Below are 22663 nucleotides of genomic sequence, written 5' to 3' on the forward strand. Positions count from 1 at the left end.
CACCAGTTCCGCAACACACCGGCACGCAACACGATGCGACTGCTCCTCCTCAACGCCGAAACGCCTCTGCGGGCCGCGTGACGGATCGCCGCAAGACAGACTTGCCGGAATCGATACGTAGAAATACAAAATAATATCGGCTCGCATTGAGATCAGATTCGCCGCCACCGGCAACGAATTTGGTCTTTGACTAAGCGCCTTCCAAGCAACAACGCTCATGCGCGCCGGCCTGCAAAACAGGCCGGCGTCACAGGGCTGTTGCGGGGCAGGAATGACGCCGACGAAGGTGCTCATCGGACAAATGCTGGTCGTGTTCGGCATCACGCTTGCCGGCACATGGGCCGCAACCGAATGGGTCGCTTACCATCTCGGTTTTCAGCAGCGCCTCGGCGAACCCTGGTTTCTGATCGCCACCTTTCCGATCTACTACCCGTGGCGTCTGTTCGAGTGGTGGTACGTCTACGACGCCTATGCACCCGACATTTTCCGAATGGGGGGAACGATCGCGGGCGGCAGCGGTGTCGTCGCCGCGCTGTCCGCGATCGTCGGTTCGGTCTGGCGCGCGCGGCAAGCGAAGCATGTCACGACCTACGGCTCTGCCCGCTGGGCTGACGAGAAGGACATCGCCGAGGCGAAGTTGACGACGCTGTCCGGCGTTTTCCTCGGTCTGATGGCGAAAACCTATCTGCGTCACGATGGTCCCGAACACATCATGGCGTTCGCGCCGACACGATCGGGCAAAGGCGTCGGCCTGGTCGTGCCCACGCTGCTGTCGTGGCCGCAGTCCGCAGTGATCCACGATATTAAAGGAGAAAACTGGACGTTGACCGCCGGATGGCGTGCGCAGTTCTCCCACTGCCTGCTGTTCAATCCGACCGACCCGAAAAGCGCCGCCTACAATCCGCTGCTGGAAGTGCGACGCGGCATTCACGAGGTCCGCGACGTCCAGAACATCGCCGACATTCTGGTCGATCCGGAAGGCGCGTTGGAGCGGCGCAATCATTGGGAGAAGACCAGCCATAGCCTTTTGGTCGGCGCGATCCTTCATGTGCTCTACGCAGAAGACGACAAGACTTTGCGTGGCGTCGCCAACTTTCTCTCCGATCCGGCGCACCCGTTCGAGAAAGCCTTGTGGTCGATGATGACGACGGCGCATCTCGGCGAGGCCGGTCCGCATCCTGTCGTCGCAAGCGCCGCCCGCGAGGTGTTGAACAAGTCCGAGAACGAGCGCAGCGGCGTGCTCTCGACCGCGATGTCGTTTCTCGGCCTGTACCGTGATCCAACGGTGGCGCGAGTCACCGCGCGCTGCGACTGGCGCATCGCCGACCTGATTGCTGCCGATCATCCAGTCTCCCTCTACTTGGTTGTCCCGCCATCCGACATTTCGCGGACCAAGCCGCTCATTCGCTTGATCCTCAACCAGATCGGCCGTCGCCTTACCGAGAGTCTCGACGGCTCCGATGGCATCGCGCGCAAGCACAAGCTGTTGCTGATGCTCGACGAGTTTCCGGCATTGGGGAGATTGGATTTCTTCGAGAGCGCGTTGGCGTTCATGGCGGGTTACGGCTTGCGCTCGTTCCTGATCGCCCAAAGCCTCAATCAAATCGAAAAAGCCTACGGGCCGAACAACAGCATATTGGATAACTGCCACGTCCGCGTCGCTTTCGCGACCAATGACGAACGCACCGCGAAGCGGATTTCCGACGCGCTTGGCACCGCGACAGAGTTGCGCGCGCAGCGCAACTATGCCGGCCACAGGCTCTCGCCCTGGCTCGGGCACCTGATGGTTTCGCGTCAGGAGACGGCGCGGCCGCTGCTCACGCCCGGCGAGGTGATGCAGCTTCCCGACCATCAGGAGATCGTCATGGTCTCCGGTCATCCGCCAGCGAAGGCGACGAAGATCCGCTATTACGCCGACAACAATTTCACGTCGCGCGTTTTGCCGGCGCCGATCCTCGACGACAAAGGCTATGCCGACCGGCCGACCGCGCGCGCGGATGACTGGACCGGGCTTGCCCGGCCGAAGAAGCCCACAGCCACCGCGCGTACAGCAGCGTCCGAGCAGGATGAAGGCGGGCACCAGCTCGCACCGCAACTCGATGATGCCGAAGTCGTCCGGTTGCACGATCGTCCCCGCGACGATCTTGCCGTGCTCGACGACGATACCGCCGACACCGGCACGCGCGACGGCAGGCTTCCGCAGCCGACACGGCAACTCCGGCGACTGGCGCGACTGACCGCGCTCGATCCCGATGACGGGATGGCGCTATGAGCAAGGCCCGTCTCAACGTCTTCATCGAACACGAACATAGGAGGCAGCTTCGCCGCCTCACGGCGCTGAAGGGCGAGACTCAATCCGCAATCGTCGCAGCCGCACTATCCTCTTATCTGTCACCAGACGGAGCCGACCGGCGCGAAGCCGCGATCATCTCGCGGCTCGACCGCCTGTCCCATCAGTTCGATCGCCTGGAGCGCGACCAGACAATCTTGATCGAAACCGTCGCGCTGTTCATTCGCTACACGCTGTCGGTATCGGCGCCGATTCCCGAAGCACACCAGAGCGCAGCCCGCGCCCAAGGACGTGTGCGCTTCAATCAGTTTATCGATCAACTCGGCCGCCACCTCCAGCGTGGCGGCAGCCTTGTGCGCCAGGTCCATCAGGAGATCGTGCCGAGCGAAGATGATTTCGTCGGCCTGGATGATGACGAAACGACCGCGCCGGACAAATCCAACACGGAGACGGCGCCATCATGACTGCCGCTCTGCCGCGCTCGCCCGCCCGCATCGTCAGCGATCGCCAGCTTCGGATGCTGCGCAGCGCGATGGGACCGGCGATCATTGCGGCATTGGACGATCCGGACATCGTCGAGGTGATGCTCAATCCGGATGGCCGCCTGTGGGTCGACCGGCTCGGCGCGGGTCGCGAGCCGACCGGCGCGACACTGTCGCATGAAGACGCCACCCGCATCATCAAGGTGGTGGCGAACCATGTCGGGCTGGAGGTCGATCGCGACCATCCGATTCTGTCCGCCGAACTGCCGGAAACCGGCGAGCGGTTCGAGGGCGTCTTGCCGCCGATCACATTTGCGCCGACCTTCGCCATTCGCAAACGCGCCGCCAGCGTTATTCCGCTCGCCCGTTACGTCGCAGACGGTATCATGAGCCCGGCGCAAGCGGCATTCCTCAAAGCCGCGGTGCTGCAACGGCGCAATATCATTGTGGCCGGCGGTACGTCGACAGGAAAGACCACGCTCGCCAACGCGCTCCTGCAAGAGATTGCAACGACAGGAGACCGCGTCCTCGTCCTCGAAGACACCATCGAATTGCAATGCGTCGCCGACGACCATGTCGCATTGCGCACGAAGGCGAACAGCGTCTCGACGGCCGATCTGGTGCGCTCGACCCTGCGGCTACGGCCGGATCGCATCATCGTCGGCGAGGTTCGCGGCGCGGAGGCGCTCGATCTGCTGAAGGCGTGGGGTACCGGACATCCCGGTGGCCTCGCCACGCTGCACGCCGGATCGGCGCATGGCGCGCTCATCCGTCTGGAGCAACTTATTCAAGAAGCTGTCGTCACGGTGCCGCGCGCGCTGATCGCCGAAGCCGTTGACGTCATCGTCTTCATCGCCGGACGCGGCAGCAAACGCCGCATCGAGGACATCATCCGCGTCACGGGCCTCGACGGCGACGCCTACGCGATCGAGCACATCACCGGAGAATAAAGAGATGCCGACCAACAGACCCGCATTCACGCCTTTCCTTGTCTCTGGAACAAACCAGAAACGTAAATCCGCAGAACCGGATTCGTGCATTTCCGCAAATCCGCAAGCGCGCAAATCCGAGACTGTGCTTCGGCGGATTTACGGAATTCTGCAAAGGCGACTTTCCGGAATGCCGACATTCCGGATTTGCGCCAACTTACGAAGCCGGATCTACGGATCAGCGGTTCTCCTGTTCTGCGCCTTTCTGGTTTCCCCCGCTTACGCCTCCGGCTCCTCCATGCCGTGGGAGGCGCCCTTGCAGAAAATCCTCGAATCCATCGAAGGGCCGGTCGCCAAGATCGTCGCCGTCATCATCATCATCGTGACCGGTTTGACGCTCGCCTTCGGCGACGCCGGCGGTGGCTTCCGCAAGCTGATCCAGATCGTCTTCGGCCTCTCGATCGCCTTCGCGGCGTCGAGCTTCTTCCTGTCCTTCTTCAGCTTTGGCGGCGGAGCGCTGATCTGATGGCGGGGCATGTCGACGGCTTCGAAGTGCCGCTTCACCGTTCGCTGACGGAGCCGATCCTGATGGGGGGCGCGCCGCGGTCGATCGCGATCGTCAACGGCACGGTGGCGGCGGCCGTTGGCATCGGCCTGCAATTGTGGATCGGAGGGCTCGTGTTCTGGATCGCAGGCCACGCGCTCGCCGTCTGGGGCGCGAAGGCCGATCCGCAGTTCGTCGAGGTGTTCTCTCGCCACCTCAAGCACCGCACATTTCTGGAGGCGTGACGGCATGATGAGTCTCGCCGAGTACCGAAAGCGTCCCGCCAGCCTTGCCGATTATTTGCCCTGGGCAGGTCTGGTCGCGCCGGGGATCGTGCTCAACAAGGATGGTGCGTTCCAGCGCAGCGCGGCATTCCGCGGTCCCGATCTCGATAGCGCCACCGAAAGCGAGCTGGTCGCGACCACGGCGCGGCTCAACAACGCCCTGAAACGTCTCGGCTCCGGCTGGGCGCTGTTCGTCGATGCCGAGCGGCGCGTGGCTGACGACTATCCCGTATCGGAATTTCCCGAAGCCGCATCCTGGCTCGTGGAGGAAGAGCGGCGCGCCGCGTTTGAGGAGGGCGGTTCGCATTTCGAGAGCACCTATCATATCACGCTCGCCTTCTTGCCGCCGTCCGAGGGCAAGGCCCGTGCCGGCCAGTACCTTTACGAAAGCGCCGAGCACCGCACGGTGAACTGGCGCGACCACCTCGCAGCCTTTGTCGCCGAAACCGACCGCTTCCTTGATCTGCTCGATGGGGTCATGCCGGAAATCCGCTGGCTCTCCGACGACGAAACCCTGACCTACCTTCACGCCTGCATCTCCACACAACGCCATCCCGTCGCCGTCCCCGAGGTGCCATTCCATCTCGATGCGCTATTGTCCGATTGCGATTTCACCGGCGGCCTCGCGCCGATGCTCGGCGATCGCCATCTGCGCGCATTGACCATCCGCAGCTTCCCACCCTCGACCTGGCCGGGCGTTCTCGACGACCTCGATGGCCTCGGCTTCGCCTATCGCTGGTCAACCCGCTTCCTCTCACTCGACAAGGCGGAAGCGGAACGCGAACTGACCAAGGTTCGCCGGCAGTGGTTCGCCAAGCGCAAGGGCATCGTCACGTTGCTGCGCGAGACAATCTTCCAGCAGGAGATTCCGCTGGTCGACTCCGACGCCGCCAACAAGTCGGACGATGCCGACGAGGCGTTGCAGGAGTTGGGCGCGGACGCCGTTGCCTATGGATATGTCACGGCGACCGTCACGGTGATGGACGAAAGTCCGGACCTCGCCGACGAGAAGCTGAAGGCGGTCGAACGCATTATCCGGGGCCGGGGTTTCGTCACCATTCCGGAAACCTTGAACGCAACGGAGGCGTGGCTGTCCTCCATCCCTGGCCACGCCTATGCCAACGTGCGGCAACCGCTGATCTCGACCCTCAATCTCGCTCACATGATGCCGCTCTCGGCGGTCTGGGCCGGCCCCGAACGCAACACCCATCTCGACGCGCCGCCGCTGATCGTCACCCGCACGGTCGGCGGCACACCGTTCCGCCTCGTTACCCATATCGACGATGTCGGCCATACCCTGATTGTTGGACCGACCGGCGCCGGCAAATCCGTGCTGCTCTCAATCCTCGCGCTTCAATTCCGTCGCTATGTCGGCTCGCGCATCTTCGTTTTCGACAAAGGTGGCTCGGCCCGCGCCACTATCCTCGGCCTGGGTGGCGAGCATTACGACCTTGGCTCCTCGGCATCGATCGCGTTCCAGCCGCTCGCCGGCATCGACGACGAGGAAACCCGTGCATGGGCGGCCGAATGGATTGCCGGGCTTCTCGGACACGAGCGCGTCGAAATCACGCCGGACGTCAAAGACGCGGTCTGGTCCGCGGTCACGAGCCTTGCATCCGCACCGCGCGAGGAACGCACGCTCACCGGCCTGTCGACGTTGCTGCAATCGAACCGGCTGCGCCAGGCGATTCAACCCTACACGCTGTCGGGGCCGCACGGTCGGCTGCTTGACGCCGATGGCGATCGGCTCGGCATCGGCGACGTGCAGGGGTTCGAGATGGAAGAACTGATGCATACGGCAAGCGCCGTGACGCCGGTGCTGACCTATCTCTTTCACCGGCTCGACGAACGCTTCGACGGCTCGCCGACACTGCTCGTGCTCGACGAAGCATGGGTGTTTCTCGACGATCCGATCTTCGCCGCGCGCATCCGTGAATGGCTGAAGACCTTGCGCAAGAAGAACGTCTCCGTCGTCTTCGCAACCCAATCGCTTGCCGACATCCAGCGCTCCGCGATCGCACCGGCGATCGTCGAAAGCTGTCCGGTCCGAATCTTCCTGCCGTCGCCACAGGCGACCGAACCGCAACTTCGCACCATCTATGAGGGGTTCGGCCTCAATGATCGTCAGATCGACATCATCGCGCGCGCCCAACCGCGGCGCGACTACTACTACCAATCCCGTCTCGGCAATCGCCTGTTCGACCTCGATCTCGGACCCGTCGCGCTCGCCTTTGCCGCCGCAAGCGGTCCTACCGATCACCGCCTCATCGACGAGATTATTCGTGCGCACGGTGCGGATGGTTTCGCCCCGGCCTGGCTCGACGCGCGCGGGCTCGAATGGGCCGCCGATCTCATCCGCCAGCTTTCCCACCATCAGGAGATATCGTCATGAAGACATCGTTTCTCGTGGCCGGGGCCTGTGCGCTGGGCATTGCACTCGCCACGCCCGCCACGCCCGCCACGGCGCTCGTGGTGTTCGATCCCAGCAACTACAGCCAGAACGTGCTCACGGCGGCGCGGACGTTGGAGCAGATCAACATTCAGATCACGTCGCTCCAGAACCAGGCCAAATTGCTTATCAATCAGGCGAAGAACCTGACAAGCCTCGACTTCAACGTCCTCAATGACCTCAAGCGGACCATCGCACAGACGGAACGCCTCATTGGCGAAGCGAAGGGATTGAGCTTCGACGTCGCGACGATGGAGCAGCAGTTCAAACAACTCTATCCGCAACAATACGCAGCGTCCGTCTCTGGCGATCAGATGACTCAGGACGCGCGGACGCGCTGGGAGCGGTCGCGCGATGCGCTCGAAACCGCCATGAAGATGCAGGCCCAGGTGTCGGAGAATCTGTCGACCGACGAAAACAACCTCGGCGATCTGGTTACACACAGCCAGTCGGCCGCCGGCATCCTCGAAGCGACCCAAGCCACCAACCAGCTTCTCGCGCTTCGTGCCAAGCAATCAATCGATAGCGCGCGGCTCAAGCTCGCGCAGGACCGCGCCGTCGCTACGGAGCAGGCCCGCGCCATCGCCGAAGAAGAACGCGCCCGCGAGGTGCGCCGCCGCTTCATGGGAAGCGGCAGCAGCTATTCGCCAGCGACAGTTCGCCTGTTTCGCAACTGAAGGAGGCTCCCATGCTCGCACGTCTTGCCCGGCTCGGCGTTGCTCTCGCGATTGGCGCGGATGCGGTTGTTCTGATCTCGCCCGCACGCGCAACCGACACGGTCGACACTCTTGCAGCCGATCCAGATCGGCTGCGCGAAATCCAGAAGTGGTGCTCGCAGGATTGGGGCGGCACCGGCGACGCGCTTTGCAAGATGGCGAGCCAGGCGCGTCGCAAACGCTTCATGGGCAACGGACGAACGCCCTACACACCGCATCCTGTTGAGATATTTCCCTCACAGAGAGAGGGGAGCCCGCAAGGAGGCGCCGCCAAGCCGCAACCCGCCATGCCCAACACGAAGTGATGACGATGGACAATCTCTCTGTCATCGACCGCTTCACCGACACGTTCTCGCAATATATCGACAGCGGATTCGGTCTGCTCGGCGGCGAGATTGCCTTTCTATCCGCCACGCTCATTGTCATCGACATTTCGCTCGCCGGACTCTTCTGGGCGTTTGCGGCAGGTCATGACGAAATACTCGCCAAACTCATCAAGAAGGTACTCTATGTCGGCGCCTTCGCCTACATCATCACGAACTTCAACACGCTCGCCGGGATCATCTTCAAGTCCTTCAGCGGTCTTGGCCTGAAGGCCGCCGGCTCAGGTCTTTCAGCGGATGACTTTCTGCGCGCCGGCAAACTTGCGTCGGTTGGCATGGATGCCGGCCGCCCGATCCTTCAGCAGATTGGCGAACTGTCCGGCTTCACCTCCGTCTTTTCAAATATCGACACGATCGCCGTCCTGTTTCTCGCTTGGCTGGTCGTCATCATCAGCTTTTTCGTGTTGGCGGTGCAACTCTTTGTCACGTTGCTGGAATTCAAGCTGACAACATTGGCCGGCTTCGTGCTTGTGCCGTTCGCGCTCTGGAATAAGACCGCCTTTCTCGCCGAACGTGTGCTCGGCCACGTCATCTCATCCGGCATCAAGATTCTCGTGCTCGCCGTCATCGTCGGCATCGGCAACGGCCTTTTCGCCGAGTTTCGTGCCTCAGCACCCTCTGAGCCGTCGATCGATCATGCGCTCGCGATCATGCTCGCGTCACTCGCCATGCTCGGCCTCGGCATTTTCGGTCCATCCATCGCCACCGGACTTGTCTCCGGCGCCCCGCAACTCGGCGCAGGTGCAGCAGCAGGCACCGCGCTGGCGGCTGGCGGATTGGCCGTGGCGGGAGGGGCCGCGGCCGCGGGCGCCGCTCGTCTGGGAGGAGCAGCCGTCAGCAGCGGCGTCAAAGCTGCTTCATCCATGTCGGGTGGCGCCCGCACAGCATTCGGGCTGGCACGCGCGACATCGGGCGCCTCGGGCGCGGCAGCCCTCGGCGCCGGCCTCGCCGGCGTCGCAAGTGCCGGAGGCGGCGCATTCATCCAAGCTGGCCGCAACTTCGCATCCCGCATGACCGGCGCGATGCACCAGAGCGCAGCCCGAGGATCGCACGGCGCATGGACCGCCACATGCGGCACCTCGACAGCGGGAATGCAAGCCGCCGCAGGCGGCGCCTCGGGCAATGCACCGGCATGGGCGAACCGCTTCCGGCATGGCTCACGCGGCTCGCAGGCGACGCATGGTGCGACAATGGCCGCGCACACCTTGCGCTCCGGCGATCACGGCGGATCGGGCGCCAACCCTTCATTGCGACAGGAGAACTGACCGATGCGCTTCAAACGCGCCAGCGTGCGCTATTCCGAAACCCCCGAACCGACGACGCCGTATCAGGCCGCAGGCCAACTCTGGGACGAGCGGATTGGCTCCGCCCGCATTCAGGCCCGCAACTGGCGGCTGATGTCGTTCGGCTGCCTCACGCTCGCCATCGGCATGGCCGGCGGGTTGCTCTACCAAGCCGGCCGCTCGACCGTCACACCTTATGTCGTGGAGGTCGATCAACTCGGCCAAGTCAAGGCGATCGGCCCGGCCATCGAAGCCTATCGGCCAACCGATGCGCAGATCGCGCATTCACTCGCCCACTTCATCCAGAACGTCCGCGCACTCCCAACCGATCCGATCGTCGTCCGTCAGAATTGGCTTGAAGCCTATGACTTCACCACCGATCGCGGTGGCGCGGCGCTTAATGATTATGCCCGAGCCAATGATCCATTCTCAAAGGTCGGCAAGGCGTCTGTCGCTGTCGAGGTCACGAGTGTCGTGCGGGCGTCCGAGTCGTCGTTCCAGATCCGCTGGATCGAACGGCATTACGAGAACAACCAACTCGCCGGCACCGATCGCTGGACCGCCATCATCACAATCGTTCTGCAACCACCGCGCACCGAAGACCGGCTGCGTAAGAATCCACTCGGTATTTTTATCAACGGCATCAACTGGAGCCGCGAACTCGGTCCCGGCGGGTCGTGAGGGAGTAACCGCATCATGGTCCGCATGTCGCCCGTCCATCTTCTTCTGTTGTCTTCGGCTGCGCTGCTCGCCGGCTGTGCGATCAAGACGCCGTCGCCTGAAATCTCCCTCGACGAGCCGTTCGAGGCGACGCGCATCGCCGAGCCGGCCAGTTCGGTCGAGGTGGTGCCCTTGCCAGAGCCTTTACCGCTGCCCGGTCAGTTGAAACCGCTGCCCCGCAAAGGTGGGGTACCGGAGCCGGCTGATCCGAAGGAGCGTGTGACGAGCGCCAACGCTGCCGCGCGCATTCAGCCGACACGGTCCGGCTACATCAATGCCACGCAGGTCTGGCCTTATTCCGCCGGTGCGCTTTATCAAGTCTATGCCAGTCCCGAGAAGGTGACTGACATCGCGCTTCAGACCAACGAGGATCTGGTTTCCGTCTCCGCCGGCGACACCGTGCGCTGGGTGATCGGCGATACGACAAGCGGCAACGGCAACGCCAAGCAGACGCATATTCTGGTGAAGCCGACGCGGCCCGACCTCAAGACCAACTTGGTCATCAACACCAACCGCCGAACCTATCTTCTCGAACTGACATCGACGCCGCAGACATGGATGGCCTCCGTCTCGTGGCAGTACCCGCACGATCGGTTGATGGCGCTGCAACGCCAGAACGAGCGTGTGGAAACGGCGACGCCGGTCGCCAACGCGGTCGAGCTTGATCGCGTCCAATTCCGCTACGAGATCACCGGCGATACGCCGTCGTGGCGGCCGGTGCGCGTCTTCGACGACGGCGAGAAGGTCTATATCCAGTTTCCGGCCGGCATCGCGCAAGGCGAGCTTCCGCCGCTGTTCGTCGTCGGACCGACCGGCGAAAACCAGCTCGTGAACTACCGGGCGAAGCCGCCTTATTACGTCGTCGATCGCTTGTTCGGCGCGGCCGAACTGCGTCTCGGCGGCGAGAAACAGCAGGTCGTGCGCATCTCGCGCACTGACGGCATACGGCGGGGGCTGTTCGGACTATGACCACACCGCCAAAATCCCAGCCGCCGAATCTCACCATCCGCGCGCGGCCGAAGCCTGTGACGCGGCTCAACCGCTGGACCCTGATCGCGCTCGCGGGCGTCTCCGCAGCCGCCGTGCTCGGCGCCATGATCTGGGCGCTCCAATACAAGGATCGCGACAAGCCGACCGGCGACGAACTCTACAGCACCGATCGCGTCAATCCGGCCGAAGGTCTGCAAACCCTGCCGCGCGACTACACCCAGGTCCAGCCGCCGCGGCTCGGCGCCCCGCTGCCCGGCGAGCTGGGCGGGCCGATCGTTCGCTCCGAACGTGAGGCCGGTATCCCGCAAATGCCCGAACGCCCGAACTTCCGCCCCGATCCGGAAGAAGATGCGCGGCGGGCGGCGATGCTGCGCGCGCAGCAGGAGGCGGAAGCCGCCGCCAAGGCCGCCGTCTTCTTCCAGTCGATCCGGCCGAGGCAGGACGTCGCCGCCGCGACGACCGCGCCACCGGAGCCGAATGGCGGGGGCCTGACGGCGATTCCCGCACCCGGCGCGGAGCCGACCAACGCGCCGGTCGACGCCGTGACCACGCAGAATATGCAGGATCGCAAGCAAGCCTTCCTGAACCGCGAGACCGACCAGAAAATCTACGGCTCCGGCACGCTGCAAACGCCGCGCTCGCCGTATCAGGTCATGGCGGGCACGATTATTCCCGCCGCACTGGTGACCGGCATCAATTCCGACCTGCCCGGGCAGATCATCGGCAACGTCACCGAAAACGTCTACGACACCGTGAGCGGCAGACATCTGCTCATCCCGCAGGGCACGCGGCTGATCGGCCAATACGATTCCGGCGTCGCTTTCGGCCAGAGCCGCGTGCTGCTGGTCTGGAATCGCATCGTCATGCCGGACGGCTCATCCATCGTGCTGGACCGGCTCTCCGGCGTCGACACCGCCGGCTATGCGGGGCTGGAGGACGAGGTCGACAATCACTGGCTCCGCCTGATCGGCGGCGCCGTGCTCTCATCGGTGCTTGGCGTTGGCGCACAACTGGCCGCGCCGGTAAACCGCAGCACCAACGGCAATCGCGTCATCATCGCGACGCGCAGTGGATTCCAGGACACCATCAACGATGTCGGGCAGCAAATCACGCGCCGAAACCTCAACATCCAGCCGACCTTGACCGTGCGGCCCGGCTTTCCCGTCCGCGTCATCGTCAACAAGGATCTCATCTTGCGGCCCTATCAGGCCGCACCGCTCACCGCCAACATCGGGAGGGACGATTGACCAAGAAACTCAGCCTTGGGCCGATCCCAAAGTCGGAATTCGTCAAGCTGACGCTCACGGTCAGCACCGAGTTGCGCGAGAATCTCGATCGTTATGCCGCACTTCATTCCGAACTGAACGGCACGCCGGTCGATGCAACAACCCTGGCGCCGCTCATGCTTGAAACCTTCATGGCGCGCGACAAGGGATTCCGAGCGGCGTGCTCTGGACGCGCAAGCCGGTCAAGTCGGCCGGCGCGCGTGCTCGATAAAGCGAGCTAACGGCTCGGCTGGCGTTTCCGCGCGCATCATCAGCCAAGTCTTGACCAATTTGCTCACATCGGACAACGGGCGCAGCACCAGCTCGCTCGCGCTGACGGCTTCAAGTTGGGCGGTGGTGGCGAGCCCGATGCCATATCCGGCAATCACCAGCGCGACTAACATGCTAAGTGTTGCCGCCGTATCAGTGATGTTCGGCGTCGCTGTCACCGTGCGGATGATCTGCTCGATCTGGCATTGATGGCCAAGGCCCGTATCCCGTTGGCATAGCACGAGCGGTTCCAGAACCACGTCGACCAAAGCGACTTGTTTCCTCTGCGTCAGCGGATGCTTACTTGGCATAACTGCGATCAGCGGATCTCGCCAGATCGCCTCGGAAACGATGCCCTTGCCATATCCGCTCTCCGGCGCGAGCGCAGCGTCGAGGAATCCGCATCGCAGTTCATAGACCTTCTGCACCAAGGACATTTCATGCACATGCACGCTGATATGCGGAGTCGTCTGCCTGAGCGACGCAAGCAGGCGAGCGAGACGCGGCAGCGGCACACCGTCGCAAACACCAATATGAAGATGGCCGGTCCGATCGCCGTCTTTCGTGCGCACATCGAGGCGCGCTTCGTCGGCAGCCGCCAGGAGCGCACGGGCGTGAACAAAGAGTCGTTCGCCAGCCAGAGTCAGCCTGGTCGACCGCCGTGTCCGCTCAAACAACATCACGCCCAGCTGCTGTTCGAGATTCCGGATCGAACGCGACAAGGGCGATTGCTCGATGCCGATGCGATCGGCTGCGCGCTGGAAGTGCAGTTCCTCGGCGACCGCGACAAAATGCCGGAGATGACGAAGCTCCATTCACCCTGTCTCCACCCTCGAGACGTGAAGCAGGTCTCTGCATTCAGGCGGCGCGATCCAGACGCTGTCGGATGCAGGCAGCCTACGGCACTCGATGCGAATAGCTGATCCCAGATCCGGACGGGATCGGACCTCGCTCGCAATCGGCATTATCGGACGATCACCATTGCGCCGACCGATGCTGGTCATCCTCATCATCCCGCAGTGCGGCTCCTCGCTCCTCGAGCCACAAACGTATTTCTGAGGCCGTGACAGTGCCGACCCCGGATTCGGACATGAGCTCATTCCAAGTATAGGCACTGGCGATCTCGACGAGGTAGCGACTGCGCTTGGCAACGGTTCGACCGCCAATTGAGGCGTGACGGCCATGAAGGAGCGCCTCAACAGCGCGACGGGGAAGATGGCGGCGCAGGATCTTCTCCTTCGGTTTCGGACAGAATGCTCGCACGTCATGCTCCGCGATGTCGAGTTGCGCGGCGATGCGGCGATGATCCATGCCGAGCGCACGCAGCACCGCCACCTCGTCGTGCAGCCAGGCGAGGAATCGGCGACGGTTATAGTTGCTCTCGCGCAGCGTCGATCTCGGCCGTCGTTCTGGCGGTGGCGCAGCCGGCTGAACGGGAACATCGGCATCCTTGACCAGCGTCAGCATGGGCGATCTCCTTGTGTGCCGGATAGGGCGGCTTTCGGTTTCGACTGTGCTACTTCACGAGTTTCGCCACCCGCGCCAGCGCGGCGCTGACGCCGTTGAGCGAAGTGACAAGCTCGTCGTCTGAGGGTTCGTTCGTGTGAGATTTGCTGAGATCATCGACTGAACCTGATTGGAACGGCGAGTGTGATTGAACCACCGCCGACATCGGGCGGCGGGGCGGGAACGGGACTGGCGCGGCGCGGCAGCGAGGCGGCCTCAGTATCGAGCGCGGAGTCGCCGGCCGAGCGCACCAGGCGCGCCGATAGCACGCGGCCGGAGCGGTCGATCGTGAACGCAACCGTCGCAACACCCGCCCCCGCCGCACCGGACGGGAAACGCTTGTGGCGGTTGAGGTGCGCCATCAGCGCGCCGCGCCAGGAGCTCGGCGACATCGACGAAGCCATGCCTTCGGCCGGCGCGGCGGCGCGATCGGCGCGCTGCGCCTGTGAACTCTGCGGCGCGGTGGTGCGCGGCGCCTTCTTCTTTTTCTTCTTCGGCTTCGGTTTCGGCGGCTCCGTCTTGGCCGGCAGCACCACCTCCGCCTTCTCCACCTTCGGCGTCGGCGGCGGCTTGAGCTCGGCCTCCTTCACTTCCGGCGGCGTCGGATCTGGCTTGTCCTCGACCGGCTTCTCCGGTTCGGGCTGCTCCTCCTCGGCCTCCTCCATCTGCGGCCCCGGCGCGATGTCCTGCTGCGGTACCTCCGGCGCCACCGCCAGCGGCGCCAGCTCCATCATGATCGCGGCCGGCGGATCGCCCGGCGTCTCGGCCTGCGCCGGCCAGTGTAACGCCAGCCAGATGCCGCCGGCGTGCACCGCGACCACCGCAAGTCCGGCCGCGGTCCAGCGCAGCGCCGCGGCCCCGGTCACCGCGCCTTCCGGCCGCCCGTCCGGATCGTGCCAGTCGATCCTCATGGTTTGGTCGCCGCCGCTGGCGCGCTGCTACCGGCGGCCACGCCACCTGCTTGCACCTGTCCGGTATCCTCCAGCCCAACCAGCGCGATCTTGAGATAGCCGGCCTCGCGCAACAGGTTCATCACCTTCATCAGCTCGTTGTAAGCCACCGTCCCGTCGGCGCGCAGAAACACCCGCTGCTCGCGGTCATTGCTGGTCTGCTGATCGAGCGTTGCCTGAAGGGTATTGCGCGGCACCTCGTCGTTGCCGAGCGCCAGCGTCAGATCCTGCTTCACCGTCAAAAACACCGGCTTGTCGGGACGCGGCTGCGGCTGTGCGTTCGACACCGGCAGGTCGACCGCGATATCCACCGTCGATAAAGGCGCCGCCACCATGAAGATGATCAAAAGCACCAGCATCACGTCGATGAACGGGGTGACGTTGATTTCGCTCAGCTCGTCGATGCCGCCGTCCTGCGGGTTCTTCAGAGATACCGCCATGAGGGCTCACTCCGCAGCGGAGCGGCCGCGCGACAGCGGCACCACGGACGGTCCAAGCCCCCGCTCCTGACGTTCCAGGTCGCGCGAGATGTGCTGAATGATCTCGCCGGAGGCATCCGACAGCAGCGCCCGGTAGCTCGAAAGCGCACGCGCGAACACGTTGTAGATGATCACCGCCGGAATCGCGGCGACGAGCCCGAGCGCGGTCGCAAGCAAGGCTTCGGCGATGCCCGGCGCCACCACCGCAAGATTGGTGGTCTTGGAATGCGAGATGCCGATAAAGGAGTTCATGATGCCCCACACCGTGCCGAACAGCCCGACGAACGGCGCGGTGGCCCCGATCGTCGCTAGCAAGCCCGTGCCGCGGGCGATGTCGCGCCCCGACTTGGCCTCGATACGCGACAGCGCAATGGCCAGACGCTCCTTGATGCCTTCAGAGGACAGATCGTTCGAGCGCCTGCATTCGTTCTCCGCCGCCTCCATCAGATCAGACACCGGGCCCTTGCCGGTCCACCCTTCAGAGATCTCTGCCCGTGCCGCCGCAAGAGTGTCGGCGCGCTCCAGCTTGCGCAAGCAGCTCTGCGCCCGCCGCCGTGAAGCCGCCAGATCCAGCCCCCGCGCCAGCCAGATCGTCCACGTCACCAGCGACGCAAACGCAAGCCCGATCATCACCGCCTTCACAATGATGTCGGCCTGCATGAACATGCCCCACGGCGACAGGTCTTGCGGAAGCGTAGAGGACGAGGCATCCGATGCTGGCGCGGCCGCCGGCGCAGCTGCATCCTGAGTCGCATCGCTGGCGCCCGCAGAATCCCCTGTCGGCTCCGCGCCCTGGATGGGCTGCGACGGAGTGATGGCATCACCCGGCACAGGCGAAGGAGACGATGCGGACGGCTGGGACGACGCGGCCGCAGCTGACGGATCAGAGCTCGACGGAGCAGAACTCGTCGATCCGGGCAATGCCGGGGAAACGGAAGGGGCACCGGACGATGGCGACGAGGCAGGCGTGACAGGTGGAGTCGCCGACGGCGCTATCGCGCCAGGGGGGCGCGAAGTCGAGAAGGGTGTTTGAGATGACGGTTGTTGCTCTTGCGCGCGAACCGAAGTGGTGACGGTTGCGAGCGTCAGCAGCATTGCGGGCAGGACACGGACGAACCAGGCATTGGTCATAGGACTTTCTCCGGTTGTTCTTGCGGCTGAGTTCGCTCCGCCGGCCAATGATGAAACTGGAGTTTCTGTAATATTGGAGCTTTCGCAATACCGTTCGTTACCAACGCATATCCACTCATCACGCCGGCAAACAGAACAGCGACCACTCCGGAGGCGAAAGCGATGCGAGGACGGAAAGTGAGTAACAACACGACAGCGATGCCGGCAGCGCTGAGCAGGCCGAGCATTAGCACCGGCCCGACCGACCAGCCTGCGTAACGGATGCACAGCGCAAATGCCGACGCGAGACCCGCGGCGCCTGCAATGCGCAGGAGAATTCGAGTGTGTTCCGAGGCCTCACCGTTCCACACCTGCCGGTGATGACGGTTCATCGCCAGTGCGAGCGCGACGAATCCGGCATAGGCAAGCACAAGAGCGAGCAATTCCATCATTCCGCCGGCTCCGCGTTCTTGCATGCTGCGAATGACAGCAAAGTCTCGTGCCTGGTGACTCTGTCGCGCGCCCGGCGTGACAGCATCCACGCTGTGCAGCCAAACGCTGCGCCGAAGGCCAGCATGGTCAGATCGAAGCCCGCGAGAACCCAATCACCCTGCGCCAAACTCGCGGCGAGATGGCGATTGGTGGTCAGCGCGTTCAACATCGGCAGCAGACCGAAAACAGCCGTTGCGAGCCAACATTGCTCGATCCAGGCGCGCTGCACAGGACGAAAAATCGGGTGCAGGAGCATTCCGGTCCATGCGATGAACATCGCGTGCGCTTCCCAGGCCGCGCGCCCCTCCACCCCGGCGGGGATCAGCCGGTTGGCCCAGAAGTAAGCTGCGATCGCAATCGGCAATCCGACGACCGTGCCGATGTTCAGCCGCTCGACGAGCAACAGGCCGAATGAAGGCTCGCCGGTGCGCTTGAGCTTCTCGCGGCGCTTGACGGTCCACAGCACCAGTCCGGTCGCGATCATTGCCGTGCCGATCGAGCCCGACAGGAAGTACAACCAGCGCAACACTGGTCCGGCGAACAGGCCTTCATGCAACCCCAGCAAAGTGTCGCGTATCGCCTTCGGTGTTGATCGGATGGCCGGCTTCACCTCGATCAACGCACCGCTGACGCCATTGAATACCATCGTCGCCGTGCGGCGCAGAGGACCTGACGGTGTCTGACTAATTGACACCTGCGCCTGTGAATCGCCGGGGTACAGGATCTCCAGGCTGCGTACACGCCCCTCGCCCCATTGCGCTTCAGCCTCGGCGATCAACGGTGCAAGCGGTGTCAAGGGCACTTGCGTGTTGGCGCGCGCAGGTCGCGCAAGGCGGCCTTCCAGTTCGTCGAAGTAGAGTCGTTGACTGTTCTCTCCAAAGCCGTATGTCGCGGCAATCACCGGCGCCATGTAGAGGTAGGCAAAGAAGATCAGCCCCGAATATGTGATCATCACATGGAAGGGCAACGCCATCACGGCGAGGACATTGTGCGCGTCGAGCCATGATCGCTGTCCCTTCCGTTGCCGGAAGGTGAAGAAGTCAACGAAGAATTTCCGGTGAACAATGATGCCGGTCAGGATAGCGACAAGCATGAACATGGCGGCGATCCCGACCAGCCAGTACGAAATAGTTGTTGGCAGGTAGTGCAACCTGTAATGCATCCTATAGAGCAACTGCCCGCCACCGGTCGCTCGCGGTTTCAAAGGCTCGCCCGAATTTTGATCAAGTTGCTCACTTCCGTTGGCCGCTGCGGCATCGTGCCCGCTTCCCCGCCAGGACACGTTCAAGCCGACTACGCCATGATCCGTTGGCAGACTGACACGCCATCGTTCGGCGTTAGGCGCTTTTGCTTGCAGACGTTCGACGGCTCGCTCCAACATTTTAACCGTCTGCACCTGGGATGCCGGCGGCGGAAACTCGGGGCGCATCCAGCGGTCGATTTCGGTGTCGAAATAACCCGCTGTGCCGGTGAGGAAGATGAAGAACAGTACCCAGCCGAGCAGCAGCCCGGTCCAGGTATGCAGCCACGCCATCGATTGCCGGAATCCGTCCTTCATGGCCCGCGGGCCAGTTTGAGAAGGATCGCGAGCAATCCAAACCCGGCTGTCAGCAAGATCATGCCGGTCCACATTCGCGATATCGAGCGCGCGCCGAAGGCGCAGAGAATTGTAGCGGCATAAACAGCGAAGCTCAGCAGCAGGCCCGACATCGCCGCCTCAGCGCGCGACGTCGGAAGAATGTAGGAAAAGAAGGTCGAGAAGACGGCCGCCAGCGCATAGCCACCGAATATGGCAGCCGACACGCGCTGGCATACGGATGTTGCGTGGCGAGTCATTTGCCGACCCGCCGTCAAAAGTTGAAACTCGCCGAGAGCTTGAACGTTCGTGGATCGTTTAGGACCAGCGTCGTATCGGTTGCTTCCCAGTAATTTGAGCCGAGCACGTTCTCAATGCTGGCGCGAATAATGATTGGTTGGGCACCTGGCCGCTCGATTCGGTACCGGGCGCCGATATCTAGACGCGTCCAGGCCGGAATGCTTTGGGTATTGGCTGTATCGACATAGACGGAGCCATTGTGGATCGCACGACCAGTTAGAGTGAGCCCGGGGATGAATGGTGTATCCCATTCGGCGCCAAACACGACACGCCACTTTGGCACAGCGATTCCTCTATTTCCGTCGTCGATGCCCCCTACCGTGTTCAACAGGACGGAGTCGATGTATGCGGCTCCACCCAATATCCGAATTCCTGACACCACTTCGCCGAAGATATTGAAATCGACGCCACGGTTGCGCTGCTCTCCATCGATACCGAAGACGTTCGTATTGGGATTGGTGTAGGCATTCGGAAGAGCGAGTTGATAGAATGCCAGTGTTGCAGCCAAGCCGCCAAAATCGAACTTAGCGCCAGTTTCATATTGTTCGGCCTTATATGGCGCAAAGACTTGCCCTTGATTGGCTGTGCCCGGTGGGGCAACAGGGCCCTGCTGCAGGCCTTCGATATAACTCGCGTAAAGAGAGATGTTCTGCCAGGGCTTGACCACCAAACCAACCGACGGGCTTATTGCGCCTTCGTCATAGCTCGAAGTAACAACGCCAGAGGTGAAGTTGGTTGATTTGATTTCCTGGAGTCGGCCCCCGGCAGTCAATTGCACGCGCTCATTCAGGATGGACAACGTGTCTGCCAAGACTGCACTGGATTGGGTTGTATCGGAGAACGGCGTCAGATTTGAATCGAAACCCGGCCGAAGGGACATGTCTGGCCGGGGACCAAACACTGGGTTGTAAATATTTGAGGCTGGGAACGGTACGCTCGCCCCTGTTGAAGGACCGAATTCGCCAAGCTGGTGATAAGTCGAATAGGCAAGAGCGACTTGGTGCTGGACCGGTCCCGTATCGAATCGACCACGTACTCCGGCCTCCAGCGTTTCTTGAGTTCGTTTGTCAAGCGAGCCGGAAAAAGACAAGTTGCCGGCAGCCAAGTCGCCTTGAGTATTTATGATGGTGCGATTAGTTGAGAACCTGGTGATTTCCTTATCGCTAGCGCCGAGCGCGACAAACGCCGTCCATTTATCAGTCAGATCGTATTCACCGCGTATAGCTCCATAGTAGGCGCGGCCATCGCTCAACTCGGCAGGATCGAACCAATTGGTGCGGCTGTCAGGAGCAGCAGGAATCTGTATGCCAGCCACCGCGCGGGTCACGCGGCGAATTCCCTGCATTAACTGTTTCTGATAGCCAAGATCAGCCGTAACGCGCAAACGCTCACCACGATAGTCGAGCGCAAGTGTTGCGAGCTTCTGTTCTCGAGATTGGTGGTTGATGGTCGTATCGCCGTTACGGTAGACACCGTTAAATCGAGCACCAAACTCCTTGTTGTCGCCAAACCTTCGGCCGACATCGACGTGGCCGCCAAATTGGGAGTTCATTCCATAGTCAGGCGTAATTTGTGTTAGTGGCTCATCGCCAGCACGCTTGGGAACAAGATTGATGACGCCGCCGGCATTTCCGACCATCCCGTTCAGCAAGGAACTGGGACCTTTAAACACTTCGATCCGCTCGAAGGATTCGGCCATGACTGCTTCGTTGCTTGCCGGGGCAACGCCTTGCAACCCATTAAACAAGACCTGGCTGTTGGAGACTTGGAAACCGCGAATATTGAACCCGTTGTATCCACCTGATGGACCGACAGCGCGAGCAGTCGGATCGTTGTTTAGGGCGTCGGAGATGAAGCGCGATTGCTGATTCTGCATCGTCTTTGACGTGTAGTTTGTCTGACTGAACGGCGTGTCCATCAAGTCGCGGTTTCCGAGAATGCCGAGTTGTCCGCCGCGCGCGACTTGGCCACCTGCATATTCCGGCGGGAGATTGCCGATCAGTGCATTCGGATTGTTGGCACCCTGCACATCAATAGTGTCGAGCGCGATCGCCCCGGCCGGCAAGGCGCCGCCGGCTACAGGCGTCGACGGATCAAAAACTTGCACCGTATTTCGGCCCGTGAACGATGCACGCAAGCCCGTTCCAGCCAGCAGTTGCGTCACCGCTTGTTGCGGGCTCACCTGTCCGCTGACGCCCGCCGTGCGCTTGCCCGCGGTGAGATTGCTCGGATAGAGCATCCGAAGATTGGTTTGACGTCCGAGGCTGAGGAGGCCGCTTTCGAGTGAGCCCGCCGCGACGGAAACGTTTATCATGCCGGAAGGTCGAGCGGTCGGGGGTTGCACATTGGCTGGCTGCGCATGAAGCGCCGTGTTGAGCGCAAGCAACGAAACTCCGGCCAGCGCCGCAGCTCGGCTGCCTTCTCTTACCCACGCACTTCCAAACGCCATGTTTGCCCCCGTTGGTCAATATCCGGAGTGCGGCGCTGTGTACGCACCCTCCTACTGACTAAGAGTCAAAACCGGGGTGCCTCCTGACGTCGGTTCAGAAATAAACTTGAAGGATATCGTTCTCACTGAGTTCGCGGCGAGAATCGCTTGTCTTGAGGAATCTTCAGCGCGAGCGAACGATGACCATCAGATCGGTCAGATGCGTGACACTTACGGGTAAGCTTTCCGCCAGCACCCGGAGCGCCTGGTCCGTGTCCTTCAGGTCGAAAATACCTGAGACCTGCTGGTCCGCGGCGGCGTTATCCAAGACGAGGATGCGCCCGCGACGATAGCGCTCGAGGGTCGCCAGGACCTCGCGGAGTGGCTGGCCGGAAAATACCAGCTTTCCGGTCCGCCACGCTGTCTCATTCGCAACGTCGGTTTTCGTCACCGCGAAGGCGCCTTTGGCCGTGAGGTTTGCGGCGTCGCCGGCCTCCAGCACGACCTGTTGTTCGCGACTCTTAACCTCCACGCGTCCGTGCTCGACCCGCACCGTGCCGAGAGAGTCATCGGACGCCGCGCGCACACTGTATTGCGTACCCAGCGCCGTCGCCTTCAGAGAGGAGTCATCAACCGTAAACGGTTGCTCGGGGTTGCGCGCGACTTCAAAGAACGCCTCACCTCGCAAGAGCTGAATTTTGCGTTCACCTTGCGAATAGCGAACGATGATCGCAGAATCCGTGTTCAGGTCGACGCGGGAGCCATCGGCAAGCGTGACGCTGCGCACTTCGCCGACAAGCGTGTAATAGTCCGCCCGTAGATGATCGATGAATCCCATGCGGTAGAGCGTGGTCGACAGGATCGCGATAATGCCGATCGACACGATGCTGGATGCTGCTGCACGCCGTGTCATCCGGAGCTTTTTCAGGCGGTCCGACGGGATCGGCACATCCTTGAGGTCGGCCCAAAGATTTTTGAATTCGTCATAAGCTTCTTGATGCGCGGGATCGCGATCCAGCCAGAGGTGGAACTCTTGCCGGTCCTGATCGGTCGCGTCGGAGGATTGCAGACGCGCAACCCAGCGCGCCGCTTCTTCTGCAAGCCGATCCTCGATGCTCTGCGAAACCCTGTCCGGCATACCCGCTCCAGCAGTCCATCTTCGACCGGGATCGGCCAACGACCGCCGCTACTTTAATAGAGTCGAAAGCAGGGGTGCT

Annotated in this window: 23 protein-coding genes and 2 pseudogenes; 14 read left to right on the forward strand and 11 right to left on the reverse strand. The window is 62.5% G+C overall.

What is annotated here, in order from left to right; genetic code table 11:
* The first annotated feature begins 271 nt into the window (after positions 1 to 271).
* From BGO16_RS08735 to BGO16_RS08795, 13 genes and pseudogenes are all read left to right on the forward strand, one after another.
* Positions 272 to 2272, forward strand: coding sequence for a conjugal transfer protein TraG (locus tag BGO16_RS08735; protein ID WP_292618239.1), 2001 nt, complete (start codon positions 272 to 274; stop codon positions 2270 to 2272).
* Positions 2269 to 2754, forward strand: a complete 486-nt coding sequence (locus BGO16_RS08740; protein ID WP_292618241.1) for a CopG family transcriptional regulator — start codon at positions 2269 to 2271, stop codon at positions 2752 to 2754. The genes BGO16_RS08735 and BGO16_RS08740 overlap by 4 nt, the downstream gene beginning before the upstream one ends.
* Positions 2751 to 3686 (forward strand): annotated as a pseudogene (gene trbB / locus BGO16_RS08745) (P-type conjugative transfer ATPase TrbB); the annotation flags it as partial. The gene BGO16_RS08740 and the pseudogene trbB, both read left to right, overlap by 4 nt.
* A 205-nt stretch (positions 3687 to 3891) precedes the next feature.
* Entirely contained in the window at positions 3892 to 4227 is a 336-nt protein-coding gene (locus BGO16_RS08750) for a TrbC/VirB2 family protein (protein WP_292618243.1), read from the forward strand.
* Positions 4227 to 4490, forward strand: coding sequence for a VirB3 family type IV secretion system protein (locus BGO16_RS08755; protein WP_292618245.1), 264 nt, complete (start codon positions 4227 to 4229; stop codon positions 4488 to 4490). Before BGO16_RS08750 ends, BGO16_RS08755 begins: the two co-directional genes overlap by 1 nt.
* Before the next feature lie 4 nt (positions 4491 to 4494).
* The gene (gene trbE / locus BGO16_RS08760) at positions 4495 to 6921 is read left to right on the forward strand and encodes a conjugal transfer protein TrbE (RefSeq protein ID WP_292618247.1); all 2427 of its coding nucleotides are present in this window, start codon (positions 4495 to 4497) and stop codon (positions 6919 to 6921) included.
* On the forward strand, positions 6918 to 7655 hold the full coding sequence (trbJ, locus tag BGO16_RS08765; RefSeq protein WP_292618249.1) for a P-type conjugative transfer protein TrbJ: 738 nt from the start codon (positions 6918 to 6920) through the stop codon (positions 7653 to 7655). Before trbE ends, trbJ begins: the two co-directional genes overlap by 4 nt.
* Before the next feature lie 11 nt (positions 7656 to 7666).
* Positions 7667 to 7999 carry a hypothetical protein gene (locus BGO16_RS08770; protein ID WP_292618251.1) on the forward strand — a complete coding sequence of 111 codons (333 nt, stop codon included), beginning with the start codon at positions 7667 to 7669 and terminating at the stop codon, positions 7997 to 7999.
* A gap of 5 nt (positions 8000 to 8004) precedes the next feature.
* The gene (trbL, locus tag BGO16_RS08775) at positions 8005 to 9342 is read left to right on the forward strand and encodes a P-type conjugative transfer protein TrbL (protein ID WP_292618253.1); all 1338 of its coding nucleotides are present in this window, start codon (positions 8005 to 8007) and stop codon (positions 9340 to 9342) included.
* A gap of 3 nt (positions 9343 to 9345) precedes the next feature.
* A complete protein-coding gene (gene trbF / locus BGO16_RS08780; RefSeq protein WP_292618255.1) occupies positions 9346 to 10041 on the forward strand; it encodes a conjugal transfer protein TrbF in 696 nt (231 codons plus the stop codon).
* A 15-nt stretch (positions 10042 to 10056) separates the two neighbouring features.
* Positions 10057 to 11049 carry a P-type conjugative transfer protein TrbG gene (trbG, locus tag BGO16_RS08785; RefSeq protein WP_292618257.1) on the forward strand — a complete coding sequence of 331 codons (993 nt, stop codon included), beginning with the start codon at positions 10057 to 10059 and terminating at the stop codon, positions 11047 to 11049.
* A complete protein-coding gene (locus BGO16_RS08790; RefSeq protein WP_292618259.1) occupies positions 11046 to 12317 on the forward strand; it encodes a TrbI/VirB10 family protein in 1272 nt (423 codons plus the stop codon). The genes trbG and BGO16_RS08790 overlap by 4 nt, the downstream gene beginning before the upstream one ends.
* Positions 12314 to 12577 (forward strand): DUF2274 domain-containing protein, encoded by a 264-nt coding sequence (locus BGO16_RS08795; protein WP_292618261.1) that lies wholly within the window; start codon positions 12314 to 12316, stop codon positions 12575 to 12577. Before BGO16_RS08790 ends, BGO16_RS08795 begins: the two co-directional genes overlap by 4 nt.
* On the opposite strand, the gene BGO16_RS08800 is transcribed toward BGO16_RS08795, so the two are convergent.
* The 6 genes and pseudogenes from BGO16_RS08800 to exbB all read right to left on the reverse strand — a co-directional run bounded on the left by BGO16_RS08800 (position 12539) and on the right by exbB (position 16206).
* A complete protein-coding gene (locus BGO16_RS08800) occupies positions 12539 to 13177 on the reverse strand; it encodes a LysR family substrate-binding domain-containing protein (protein ID WP_292618263.1) in 639 nt (212 codons plus the stop codon). The genes BGO16_RS08795 and BGO16_RS08800 overlap by 39 nt on opposite strands.
* A 117-nt stretch (positions 13178 to 13294) precedes the next feature.
* Positions 13295 to 13420 (reverse strand): annotated as a pseudogene (locus BGO16_RS18145) (LysR family transcriptional regulator); the annotation flags it as partial.
* 160 nt (positions 13421 to 13580) lie between these two features.
* On the reverse strand, positions 13581 to 14072 hold the full coding sequence (locus BGO16_RS08810; protein ID WP_292618267.1) for a hypothetical protein: 492 nt from the start codon (positions 14070 to 14072) through the stop codon (positions 13581 to 13583).
* A 152-nt stretch (positions 14073 to 14224) separates the two neighbouring features.
* Positions 14225 to 15022 carry a TonB family protein gene (locus BGO16_RS08815; protein ID WP_292618269.1) on the reverse strand — a complete coding sequence of 266 codons (798 nt, stop codon included), beginning with the start codon at positions 15020 to 15022 and terminating at the stop codon, positions 14225 to 14227.
* On the reverse strand, positions 15019 to 15501 hold the full coding sequence (exbD, locus tag BGO16_RS08820; protein WP_292618271.1) for a TonB system transport protein ExbD: 483 nt from the start codon (positions 15499 to 15501) through the stop codon (positions 15019 to 15021). Before exbD ends, BGO16_RS08815 begins: the two co-directional genes overlap by 4 nt.
* 6 nt (positions 15502 to 15507) lie before the next feature.
* Positions 15508 to 16206 carry a tonB-system energizer ExbB gene (exbB, locus tag BGO16_RS08825; RefSeq protein WP_087881164.1) on the reverse strand — a complete coding sequence of 233 codons (699 nt, stop codon included), beginning with the start codon at positions 16204 to 16206 and terminating at the stop codon, positions 15508 to 15510.
* Positions 16207 to 16354: 148 nt separating this feature from the next.
* On the opposite strand from exbB, the gene BGO16_RS08830 reads away from it, so the two are divergent.
* Positions 16355 to 16573: a hypothetical protein gene (locus BGO16_RS08830; RefSeq protein ID WP_292618274.1), complete on the forward strand. Its 219-nt coding sequence runs from the start codon at positions 16355 to 16357 to the stop codon at positions 16571 to 16573.
* 94 nt (positions 16574 to 16667) lie between these two features.
* On the opposite strand, the gene BGO16_RS08835 is transcribed toward BGO16_RS08830, so the two are convergent.
* The 5 genes from BGO16_RS08835 to BGO16_RS08855 form a co-directional block, all read right to left on the reverse strand.
* Positions 16668 to 17102, reverse strand: a complete 435-nt coding sequence (locus tag BGO16_RS08835; protein WP_292618277.1) for a DUF3325 domain-containing protein — start codon at positions 17100 to 17102, stop codon at positions 16668 to 16670.
* Positions 17099 to 18700 carry a PepSY-associated TM helix domain-containing protein gene (locus tag BGO16_RS08840; RefSeq protein WP_292618279.1) on the reverse strand — a complete coding sequence of 534 codons (1602 nt, stop codon included), beginning with the start codon at positions 18698 to 18700 and terminating at the stop codon, positions 17099 to 17101. Before BGO16_RS08840 ends, BGO16_RS08835 begins: the two co-directional genes overlap by 4 nt.
* On the reverse strand, positions 18697 to 18978 hold the full coding sequence (locus BGO16_RS08845) for a hypothetical protein (RefSeq protein ID WP_292618281.1): 282 nt from the start codon (positions 18976 to 18978) through the stop codon (positions 18697 to 18699). The genes BGO16_RS08840 and BGO16_RS08845 overlap by 4 nt, the downstream gene beginning before the upstream one ends.
* Before the next feature lie 14 nt (positions 18979 to 18992).
* Positions 18993 to 21467: a TonB-dependent receptor gene (locus BGO16_RS08850; RefSeq protein WP_292618283.1), complete on the reverse strand. Its 2475-nt coding sequence runs from the start codon at positions 21465 to 21467 to the stop codon at positions 18993 to 18995.
* Between the two features lie 163 nt (positions 21468 to 21630).
* The gene (locus tag BGO16_RS08855; protein WP_292618285.1) at positions 21631 to 22623 is read right to left on the reverse strand and encodes a FecR family protein; all 993 of its coding nucleotides are present in this window, start codon (positions 22621 to 22623) and stop codon (positions 21631 to 21633) included.
* Between the last annotated feature and the right edge of the window lie 40 nt (positions 22624 to 22663).

The organism is Nitrobacter sp. 62-23, assembly GCF_001897285.1.
Lineage (GTDB): Bacteria > Pseudomonadota > Alphaproteobacteria > Rhizobiales > Xanthobacteraceae > Nitrobacter.

Bases quoted from the DNA above. Each gene is read 5' to 3' on its own strand.
- BGO16_RS08735 (WP_292618239.1), top strand. From the start codon at position 272: ATGACGCCGACGAAGGTGCTCATCGGACAAATGCTGGTCGTGTTCGGC.
- BGO16_RS08740 (WP_292618241.1), top strand. From the start codon at position 2,269: ATGAGCAAGGCCCGTCTCAACGTCTTCATCGAACACGAACATAGGAGG.
- BGO16_RS08750 (WP_292618243.1), top strand. From the start codon at position 3,892: ATGCCGACATTCCGGATTTGCGCCAACTTACGAAGCCGGATCTACGGA.
- BGO16_RS08755 (WP_292618245.1), top strand. From the start codon at position 4,227: ATGGCGGGGCATGTCGACGGCTTCGAAGTGCCGCTTCACCGTTCGCTG.
- trbE (WP_292618247.1), top strand. From the start codon at position 4,495: ATGATGAGTCTCGCCGAGTACCGAAAGCGTCCCGCCAGCCTTGCCGAT.
- trbJ (WP_292618249.1), top strand. From the start codon at position 6,918: ATGAAGACATCGTTTCTCGTGGCCGGGGCCTGTGCGCTGGGCATTGCA.
- BGO16_RS08770 (WP_292618251.1), top strand. From the start codon at position 7,667: ATGCTCGCACGTCTTGCCCGGCTCGGCGTTGCTCTCGCGATTGGCGCG.
- trbL (WP_292618253.1), top strand. From the start codon at position 8,005: ATGGACAATCTCTCTGTCATCGACCGCTTCACCGACACGTTCTCGCAA.
- trbF (WP_292618255.1), top strand. From the start codon at position 9,346: ATGCGCTTCAAACGCGCCAGCGTGCGCTATTCCGAAACCCCCGAACCG.
- trbG (WP_292618257.1), top strand. From the start codon at position 10,057: ATGGTCCGCATGTCGCCCGTCCATCTTCTTCTGTTGTCTTCGGCTGCG.
- BGO16_RS08790 (WP_292618259.1), top strand. From the start codon at position 11,046: ATGACCACACCGCCAAAATCCCAGCCGCCGAATCTCACCATCCGCGCG.
- BGO16_RS08810 (WP_292618267.1), bottom strand. From the start codon at position 14,072: ATGCTGACGCTGGTCAAGGATGCCGATGTTCCCGTTCAGCCGGCTGCG.
- BGO16_RS08815 (WP_292618269.1), bottom strand. From the start codon at position 15,022: ATGAGGATCGACTGGCACGATCCGGACGGGCGGCCGGAAGGCGCGGTG.
- exbD (WP_292618271.1), bottom strand. From the start codon at position 15,501: ATGGCGGTATCTCTGAAGAACCCGCAGGACGGCGGCATCGACGAGCTG.
- exbB (WP_087881164.1), bottom strand. From the start codon at position 16,206: ATGTTCATGCAGGCCGACATCATTGTGAAGGCGGTGATGATCGGGCTT.
- BGO16_RS08830 (WP_292618274.1), top strand. From the start codon at position 16,355: ATGGCATCACCCGGCACAGGCGAAGGAGACGATGCGGACGGCTGGGAC.
- BGO16_RS08835 (WP_292618277.1), bottom strand. From the start codon at position 17,102: ATGATGGAATTGCTCGCTCTTGTGCTTGCCTATGCCGGATTCGTCGCG.
- BGO16_RS08840 (WP_292618279.1), bottom strand. From the start codon at position 18,700: ATGAAGGACGGATTCCGGCAATCGATGGCGTGGCTGCATACCTGGACC.
- BGO16_RS08845 (WP_292618281.1), bottom strand. From the start codon at position 18,978: ATGACTCGCCACGCAACATCCGTATGCCAGCGCGTGTCGGCTGCCATA.
- BGO16_RS08850 (WP_292618283.1), bottom strand. From the start codon at position 21,467: ATGGCGTTTGGAAGTGCGTGGGTAAGAGAAGGCAGCCGAGCTGCGGCG.